The 580-nt window shown below is 67.1% G+C and carries 1 protein-coding gene; it reads left to right on the top strand.

Features of this window, described 5'->3' with window-relative positions; translation table 11 throughout:
- On the top strand, positions 1-287 hold a 287-nt coding region (locus tag MJ783_RS00685; protein ID WP_239307926.1), incomplete at its 5' end, for a hypothetical protein.
- Positions 288-580: the final 293 nt, after the last annotated feature.

The following is a 580-nucleotide window of genomic DNA, read 5'->3' as shown; positions in this document are numbered from 1 at the left end:
TCGTCGCGACCGCTACGGCCGGTTGCGGAGCCGGCGGGATCTCGCCGGCCGTCGGTGTCACCGGCCCAGCTGCGACGGCCTCGCCGACAGGCAACCCGACAGTGGCCGACGGGCTCGTGGCCGGGGACGGAATCGATGACCCGGACGGGCTGACGGACGGGCTCCGCAAGCTCGACACCGCCAGCGACGTGACCGCGGCCGAATCGTACTTATTCCCGGCCGCCGCGAGTACGAGCAGGCACAGGAAACTCGCTCCGGTGATGAATCCGGCGGTACGGCGGTTGTGAACACGCACCCGGTGAAGATGCCCGCGCACCAGCCCGACAATTCCGGCAAGCATGATGACACAAACGATGAAAAAGCAAAACCTCAGCATGCATCCCCCATGGCCATGATGGGTGGACTTTAGCGCATGCCGCAGATGAGTTGTGACCGGCCCGGCCAGCCATGTCGCAGACCGGATGTCATCTCGCCGACGGCGCCAGGTTCGCGCTGTCGGCGACCTGGCGCCGTGTCCCGCCGGTGCCCCACGCTGAAGACGCTCAGGCTCACGCCGAAGATCGCGGGCGAAGACGTCTCT

Source organism: Protofrankia sp. Cj3 (genome assembly GCF_917627355.1).
Classification (GTDB): domain Bacteria; phylum Actinomycetota; class Actinomycetes; order Frankiales; family Frankiaceae; genus Protofrankia.
The sequence above is the reverse complement of the archived record's forward strand: the minus strand, read 5'-3'. Positions and strand labels throughout refer to the sequence as shown.